This window comes from Flavobacterium sp. UGB4466 (assembly GCF_903469665.1).
Classification (GTDB): Bacteria; Bacteroidota; Bacteroidia; order Flavobacteriales; family Flavobacteriaceae; genus Flavobacterium; species Flavobacterium lipolyticum.
Map to the genome: position 1 here is coordinate 1 of NZ_CAGKLC010000134.1, position 8,619 is coordinate 8,619.

General features: G+C 38.0%; 5 protein-coding genes. All 5 read right to left on the reverse strand.

The genetic code is table 11. The features are described from left to right. Positions 1-137: 137 nt before the first annotated feature. Positions 138-1,103, reverse strand: a complete 966-nt coding sequence (locus JO950_RS19915; RefSeq protein WP_202704206.1) for a DUF4861 family protein — start codon at positions 1,101-1,103, stop codon at positions 138-140. Positions 1,104-1,106: 3 nt separating this feature from the next. Next, positions 1,107-2,051 carry an alpha/beta hydrolase gene (locus JO950_RS19920; protein ID WP_202704207.1) on the reverse strand — a complete coding sequence of 315 codons (945 nt, stop codon included), beginning with the start codon at positions 2,049-2,051 and terminating at the stop codon, positions 1,107-1,109. Between the two features lie 119 nt (positions 2,052-2,170). Then, positions 2,171-3,862, reverse strand: coding sequence for a RagB/SusD family nutrient uptake outer membrane protein (locus JO950_RS19925; protein WP_202704208.1), 1,692 nt, complete (start codon positions 3,860-3,862; stop codon positions 2,171-2,173). 10 nt (positions 3,863-3,872) lie between these two features. After that, entirely contained in the window at positions 3,873-7,049 is a 3,177-nt protein-coding gene (locus JO950_RS19930; RefSeq protein WP_202704209.1) for a TonB-dependent receptor, read from the reverse strand. 46 nt (positions 7,050-7,095) lie between these two features. Next, a complete protein-coding gene (locus tag JO950_RS19935; protein ID WP_202704210.1) occupies positions 7,096-8,523 on the reverse strand; it encodes a glycoside hydrolase family 28 protein in 1,428 nt (475 codons plus the stop codon). Positions 8,524-8,619: the final 96 nt, after the last annotated feature.

Genomic DNA, 8,619 nt, shown 5'->3' on the forward strand with positions numbered 1-8,619 from the left:
TCTTCACTCTTCACTCTTCACTCTTCACTCTTCACTCTTCACTCTTCACTCTTCACTCTTCACTCTTCACTCTTCACTCTTCACTCTTCACTCTTCACTCTTCACTCTTCACTCTTCACTCTTCACTCATCACTCTTTTACATCTTCCCCTTCCTATTCAATACTTCCAACTTTTGATCTAAATATTTCACAAACTCTTCTTTTGATTTAATTCCGTTTGGCTCTTGTTCCCAGGCGCCTAAAAAGTAAAAAGAAGTTGCTTTTGTAGTAGGCTTAAATACTAAAAGATAATCTAAATCTGTATCAGGAGTATTTTCGATGGTATTAATTTGATAAAAAATGGCCATTCCTAATTTGTCCGGAACTAATGACTGCTGGCCATACGTAGCCAGATAAGCCCATTTTTTATTTTTGCTTTCTTTTTTAAGAAGCTCCGTATTTTTCTGCTTTACAATTCCGGTACAGATTCCTTTTATTTCTTTGGATGCCTGAATGGTATGCTGTGTGTACAGTTCATTTGGTTTAATGGTCAAAACTGAGGTAAAATCAATTTTATCCGAAGCCGTTTTCCATCCATAATATTGCACTTTTACACCCGATTCATTGGTTTTATTTACTACTGTAGCAATAGTTGAATCTACTTCATAGAAATGCAATTTTTCATTGTTTAAGTAGCGGTCTATGGATCCTATCCCGATTCCTTTTCCTGCTTTTAGAATATCGGCTCCCCAATCGCTCATCTCGTGATACGAATCAAAATTATCCTGACCTACTTTTGGCAAAACAATTTCTGATGTTTTTTTACCGAAAATATCAATCGCATTTCGCCAGTCTAAATACAAACGATATCCAATTCGATTGCTTTCCCAGCCCGGTCCTTCGTAACGAATGTCAAAAGAATGGTCTGTATGCTCCGGTGCCAGTTTCAATCTGTCTACATTTTTAAATACAGTTCCTCCAATATATTTACGGGCTTCCCATTTTCCGTCTGTTTTAGCAGAAATTTCGGCATACGTTTTGGCGGTTTTTATATCATATTTCTGTGCCTTAACCGCTGTAATACCGACTAAAAGTAAGGTTGCTATTGTGATTTTTGTTTTCATTTTTTACTGTAATTGTTTAAATATTCTGTCTAAAAATTGTGTTGTATATTGAACCGTTTCCTCAAACCATGGCTGAAAAAACCAAAAGGAATGGGGTGAATCTTTTATTGTTCTGACCTCATTATAGATCTTATTTTGGTTTAAAATTGCAATCATATCCTCTCTACCTGCATGAAACCGATCAAAACTGCTGTTGATGAACAGTGTTGGCGGAGTGTTTTTATCGGTATGGCTTAACGCCGATGCCTTTTCCCAGTTGTCCCGTTTTTCCTGATAAGTACCGTTTAACCAAAAAGCAGCCATTTCTCCTTCTTCCGATTCCGGATGTTTAAATGCTAAAATTCCATCTACATTAATTATTGCGTTCACTTTTGCTGAGAATCTACTCTTGTTCGCAGGATCTTCAAAAGCAGAATTTTTATTTGTTGTACCAATCAAGGCTGCCATCTGACCTCCTGAAGAGCATCCAAGTACGGCAATTTTGTTTGGATCTACATGAAATTCTTTCGCATTCTCTTTTATAAACTTAATGGCATTTTTTACATCATAAACTGCCTGCGGATATTTTGCTTCAGGCGATAATTGGTATTCTATGGCAAAACAGGAATATCCTTTTGAACTGATTTCCTGCCCCAAAACCTGCAGCTGATTTTTATTCCCCGATTTCCAGCCTCCCCCGTGAATCAAAATTACTCCCGGATTTGTGTTTTCAGTTTTGTTCCAATAGGCGTCGAGATGTAATGCTCTGTTTTGACTCTTATGATAGATTATATTCTCCATTTGAATCACATTTGCCCTGTTTTTCGCTACTGCTATTTTTATAAACGGATATTTCTTAATCAATTTAGTATATGTACTATTTACGGTATAAGAAGTATCTGCAGTATTATGATTCTGCGCCAGAACTATATTCGAAAAGAGCCACAAAACAATCCCTATTCTTTTCATTTTTACTTATCTGATTTATTCGTTAAGAAAGGAGCCTGATTCAGGATCAGGCCCCTTTATAACTTCCTCAAAAAAACGTAACCTCAAAATTTTTAAAACCACTAATCATAAAAACCTTTTTAATAAGCCGGGTTTTGAGGGTAATTTTTACTTCTGTTCAAATCTAATGCTGACTGTGGTATAGGTCTTAGAATTTTAAGATTACCATTCTGTCCGTTAAATACGTTGGCATTGGTGATTTTAGGATTGTATAAAACAGCTCTTTGTACCAATGTACCGGTACGTTTCAAATCGAACCAACGGTGGTATTCTCCTAATAGTTCTCTACCTCTCTCGTCTAATATGGTGTTGATATCAATAGTCGTCATTACCGGAATTGCTCCTACAACTCCTCCTCCTGCTCTTCTTCTTACTTCATTCAAACGTGTTAGAGCTGTCGCTGGCTGACCTGCTTTAAAGTAAGCTTCGGCGGCAACCAGATAGGTTTCTCCCAGCCTTGCTACAATAAAATCACGGGTACTGCTTCTGTTTGTTGCCGGTGTGATAGGTGTTGAGTTATAGTTTGCACTGGTGGCACCGCTGTATGGTGCATTTGGATCGTCGAATTTACGAACCGGAATCAGGTTGTAATCACCACCTGAAGCGGCAGCCGAAGAATAAGTTCCCCAATTGTGATATCTGAAAGTTGCTGCATTGGCTTTTCTTGAAGCATTAGCGGTATTCCAGGCCGCTCTGTCGGCTAAAGTAAACCAGCGTGGCTCGTAAAAATCTGTAATTTTCAAAGCTGTTTTATCCGTTACGGTATAAAAATCGTAGTATCGGCTGTAGATTTCGGTCATGAAGGTGTTTTCCCAACGTTTATCACCCTGCTCATACAATGATAATGCGTAAGCTGTAGGACAAAGTGTGTAACTTCTGTTTGGATATGGGTTACCTGCTGCCGCTGCGCCTAAGTACGAGCTAAACCAATAATTTTGTGAACTTCCCAAAGCTGTTACTCCTGTAGCATTTGAAGCTACTGAAAACTGAACGGAGAAAATGGTTTCGGCGTTCATCTCGTTCCCCGGTTTTACCACATCTGCAAAAGATACATTAAGTGCTTGTCCGGCAATTACCTGATCTGCTAAAGAAGCTGCGGTAGTAAAATCTGCCGGTGTTCCAAAAGTTTCGTAACCTTTAGTCAAATATACTTTTGCTAATAAATCCTGAACGGCTCTTTTATTCACTCTTCCTGTATAAGCCCCCGTACCCACTGCCGGAAGCGCTTCGTTAAGGTCTTTTAAAATTTGTGTGTATACTTCTTCTGCTGAATTTCTATCGAAAGAGGTAACAGCAGTATTAATGTTCTCTAGTACAATCGGAACACCTCCGTAAGTCTGAACCAAAAGGAAATAAGCATTTGCTCTTAAAAATTTCAGTTCCCCTACTCTTGTATCTATCGTACTTGCTTTTTCGGTAAGGGTTGAATAATACAATCCTTTGTTGGCTTGCTGAATGGCCATGTAACAGGTTCTGTACAATAAATCTACTCCGGCTGACGAAGAAGAAAGGGTTAAATATTTAGCCAATCCTTCCGGTTCCTGATTTCTTCCTTCAGAGTACATATCGGTACCTGCTTCAAACAGCCACGGATCACCACCGTATATATCTTTTAGAGTGGCGTAATTGGTGTTGACCAATGACTCAAACCCGGGAGCAGTAAGGAAATATTGTTCTGCCGAGCCAAAGGCACGGTTGTCTTCTTCGATAAAATTGGAGCACGAATTGAATGTCGTCGCCAGTATTGCTATAACTACTACTATTTTTTTCATTTTTCTTAATTTAAAATTTTAAACTTAATCCCATCTGAACAGTCCTTGTTGCAACACGATTCACTGCTAATGCTGCAGTTGCCCATTCAGGGTCATATCCTTCGTAATTGGTAAATACAAAAGGATTCAACACATTCACATAAAGTCTTAAACTTTTAATTTTCAATTTGCTCACTAAATCCTGATCAAAACTATACCCAAAAGCGATGTTTTGAATTTTCACAAATGAAGCGTCTTTGTAAAATGCTACGTTATTAGTATCATAATAAACCCCTGCTCCACGTGGTAACGGATTTGTATTGGAATACTGAGCCGCCAGACCTGCCCCATTAGCCGGAATATACCAGTCTCCAAGATCTAATTTTTGACGTCCTCTATCGGTAACATCTGCAAAGTTGTCGTGGAATCCGCTAAAAACAGTCATTCCCTGATTGGTGATTAACGACATTGACAAATCAAATTGTTTTACTTTCAAAGTAGTAGAGAAACTTCCGGACCATTTAGGATCGTAGTTTCCTAAAATAGCTCTGTCGTTATTGGCGTCAATTTTTCCATCGTTATTCAAATCTTTTACTTTTGCTTCTCCCGGTTTCTGACCGTAAGAAAGGGCTTGCGCCGCTTCACTTTCCTGCCAAACTCCATCAAAAACATAGTTGTAGTACGAATGGACATTTTCTCCGATAAATAAATTATTTCCAACATCACTTACCTGATCCTGACCATAAATAGACTCCAGTTTGTTTACGTTTTTAGTAAAAGTGAAGCTCGTCTCCCAGGTAACATTTTTAGTCTGAATGTTTTTAGTAACCAGCGCCACCTCAATACCTTTGTTTCTGATAGAACCTACATTAGAAGTAATAGTTGGGACTCCGATTTCTAACGGAAGGGCTTGTTGAAACAATAAATCTTTAGACAAACGATTGTAAACGTCTACACTACCTGAAATTCTATTGTGAACAAATCCGAAATCCAAACCTAAATTCACCTCTTTTGTTTTCTCCCAGGTCAGATTCGTGTTTCCTAAACTTGAAGCGGTAAACCCATTGGCAATGGTACCATTGTAATCATAGTAAGCAGGATTTTTCAAAACACTTAAACTGGAATACGGACTTACGTTATCGTTTCCTGTATAACCAATACTTCCTCTTAATTTAAAATTAGAAACGAAATCTAATTTTTTCATAAATCCTTCTTCATGAACATTCCATCCTAAAGCTACAGAAGGGAAAGCAGTCCATTTATTATTTTCAGCCAAAACAGATGATCCGTCATAACGCACCGAAGCAGTTAGCAAGTAACGTCCCTGATAGGCATAATTGAAACGGGCAGCATACGATTCTAAAGTGTTTTTAGAGTACGGACTGAACACGCCTGAAGGAATTAAGGCAATAGTACCGCTTGATGGTGTCAAGGAGTAAGTCGACTGAACTCCTGAACCTAAATTGTAAAAACTGGTTTCAAAAGGGTTTTCTCTTGACGCTGCAAAGTACGTTTCGGTAGTATTAGAATAGAAACTCTGAAGACCTAAAAAGCTAAAAACATGGTCTTTATTCAACGTGTAATTGATGTTAAACTGATTGTCCCACGTATAATTAAAATTGTTCACATTGGTTACGTCACCGGATGGTAAACTTTTATTTTTAAGACCAAAATCAGTTTGTGCGCCAAATGATCTTCCTTCTCTCGCGTCCATTTTTCCTGCTGAAAAAGTAGAACGAAACGATAGCCAGCTGTTGATTTTATACTCTCCGAAGATATTCCCAAGGGTAGTAAATCTTTCTATTTCGTCTGTTGAATTTGCAATTTCTAAAAGCGGATTGTACGAACCTGTTTTGTTAATCGCTAAATTTCCGTTAGGATATCTCAATGTACCCGGCTGTTGTGCATAAGTTCCAACAATTTCATTACCGGCTGCATCTATTGCCCAAGGCGAAGTATATGGATTTTGTCTGAAAGCTTCCTGCATGGCTGTTGGGCTCCCTAGCTGTTCAGAGGTTTTAGAAATAGTAAGATTAACTCCAAATGAAATTTTGTCGTTTATTTTATGATTCAAACCTGCTTTAAAATTGTATTTATCAATTCCTTCATTGTCAATTACTCCCGTTTCTTTCTGAGCTCCAAGACCAATGTTGTAGGACAGTCCGTTATCGGCACGACCGGAAACATTTAAGTAATTGTTTTGCATCATTCCTCCTTTAAGAACTGCATCCTGCCAGTTGTAGCTTTGATTCTTAGCCACTCTCTGAAATAACACAGGGTTTGTACCAGCCTGTCCCACAGCAGCATTCAATTCTGAAGCATCAATATCGTTATAGGTTGGATTGGTTGCTGAAATAGTAGTTGCCAAAAATGCCGATTGGTGATAATACCACCATTTTTCAGGACTCATTAATTTTGGTAATCTTACTGCCTCTTTGTTACCGTAAGAGCTGTCAAAAGTAACGGTAACGCCAGACTTAGCACTTGTTCCACTTTTGGTCGTTACAATAATAACCCCGCTTCCTCCTCTGGAACCATAGATGGCAGCAGAAGAGGCATCTTTCAATACGTCCATTCTCGCGATATCCTGCGGATTCAGGAAGTCAATATTATCTGTTGGTACGCCATCCACGACAAAAAGAGGTTTAGAACCGTCTTTATTGATTGAGTTTGTTCCTCTGATCACAACGTTAAAACCGTCACCAATACGGCCGCTGTTTGAAGTTACCTGAACTCCCGCAATACCTCCCTGAATGGCTTCCATCGGATTGGTAACGTTTCTTTCGGTGATTTTAGCTGCCGACAAAGTATTGACTGCTCCTGTAAGGTCTGTTTTCTTTGCGGTACCGTATCCTACAACCACTACTTCATTTAGCGAATTGGATTGTTCCGCCAGGCTCACATTCACTTTCGATTTTCCTGCAATGCTTACTTCTTGTGTCTGAAAGCCTAAATAACTCACAATTAAAATCGCTTTATTATTAGTCACATTCAATTTAAAACTTCCTTCAAAATCTGTAGAGGTTCCGTTTTTAGTTCCCTTTTCCTGAATGTTTACACCAGGTAATGATAATCCCGCAGCATCTGTAATTTTCCCCTCCACTATAGTCGATTGCGCATAAGTTGCACTGCTCAACAAAAAATTCAGGAAAAATAAAAATACAAGACTGTATTTTATTTTTTTCTTTAATAGTTCTTTGGTATTCATAGTTTTTTAAAATGGTTTGGTTAATTGATAGTTTTTAATTCGTAAGTTATTCTACTTTTTTTTCATTGATATAGGTATTAATAAATTGTATGTTCTTTACATTTTTAAGCAAATGTGCTGAATCTACTTTTTGAATGACTACATTTTTAAGGGTAATATTTTCTACCGGAGATTGCTCATAGCCTTCTGCCCATACTCCATATTTCCCTCCATTTTTGACGTTTATATTTTCCAGGCTAATATTTCTGATGGTTGGAATAAAATTGCCAGTTTGTGAACCGTAAACATTATAAAACATATTTAATTTTAAAACACATTCTTTCACAGTACCTACTTCAAGGTTTCGAACGAATACATTTTCAATGACCCCGCCTCTTTTTGAATTGGTCTTGATTCGGATGGCACGATCCAAATTTGGACTGTCCATGACGCAGTCTTCTACAAAAACGGTATTGACACCCGCCGATATTTCACTTCCAATAACTACTCCGCCATGACCGTCAATCATTTTACAGTTCTGAACGATAATATTTTTACTTGGAATTGCTACTCGTCGTCCATCGCCATCGCGACCTGCTTTGATCGCGATACAATCGTCACCAGTATTAAAGGTACAATTCTTAATAAGTACATTTTGCGAATATTCAGGATCACAACCGTCATTATTAGGACCATGACTGTTTACGGTAACTCCGTCAATGATAATGTCGTTTGATTTTAAAGGATGTAAAATCCAAAAGGGAGCATTTATAATGGTAACATCTTTAACCAAAACGGTACTGCATTCAAAAAACTCCATAAAATTAGGTCTCAGATAGCGTCCCTCACCAAAAATTCTTTCTTTTACCGGAACTCCCTTTTCGGCCATATCGATCAAAACGGCACGATTTTGAGGATCATTTTGCGAAGGGATTCCTTTTTTCCAGCCGTAATCTTTACCACCGGACCAAATCCACCAGTTCGTAGCATCTGCCTGTCCGTTTAGAGTTCCTTTTCCGGTAATGGCTATATTGGTTTTGTTTTTGGCGTAAATAAGCGGCGAATAATTCATCAGTTCTGTTCCTTCAAAGGAGGTATGAACTATAGGATACTCTTTTGGATCGATGCTAAAAAGGACTTCCGCATGATCATCCAAATGCAGGTTTACATTATTCTCTAAATGTATGGCGCCTGTTACATATTTTCCATCAGGAATCAACACTTTTCCTCCGCCATTTTGAGCACATGCTTTTATTGCTTTTTCAAAGGCCAGTGTGTTTAATGTCTTTCCATCAGCGACTGCTCCAAAATCATTAACATTATAGGTCTTATCTAAAAAACGGGTTTTAGAGATACTTTTTACAATTAGGTCTTTGTTTTTCCAGGGATCAGCTTCAGAAAAAGTTAAAGCCTGCTTTCCACAAGACAGCATCGTGAAAGCTGTTGTAGCTGCCATTAAAACTGATTTAAACATTCTAACTTTCCCTGTAATCATGTTATTCTATTTTAGGATTGATTTACAAAACAGTGTAATTATGTAATCGATTACACGAAAGTAGAAAAATAGTTTTAATGCACCAAATTTATTTGA

What these genes read in the sequence shown, in the direction of transcription:
- JO950_RS19915 (WP_202704206.1), bottom strand. Translation starts at nt 1,103, where the DNA reads ATGAAAACAAAAATCACAATAGCAACCTTACTTTTAGTCGGTATTACA.
- JO950_RS19930 (WP_202704209.1), bottom strand. Translation starts at nt 7,049, where the DNA reads ATGAATACCAAAGAACTATTAAAGAAAAAAATAAAATACAGTCTTGTA.
- JO950_RS19935 (WP_202704210.1), bottom strand. Translation starts at nt 8,523, where the DNA reads ATGATTACAGGGAAAGTTAGAATGTTTAAATCAGTTTTAATGGCAGCT.
- JO950_RS19925 (WP_202704208.1), bottom strand. Translation starts at nt 3,862, where the DNA reads ATGAAAAAAATAGTAGTAGTTATAGCAATACTGGCGACGACATTCAAT.
- JO950_RS19920 (WP_202704207.1), bottom strand. Translation starts at nt 2,051, where the DNA reads ATGAAAAGAATAGGGATTGTTTTGTGGCTCTTTTCGAATATAGTTCTG.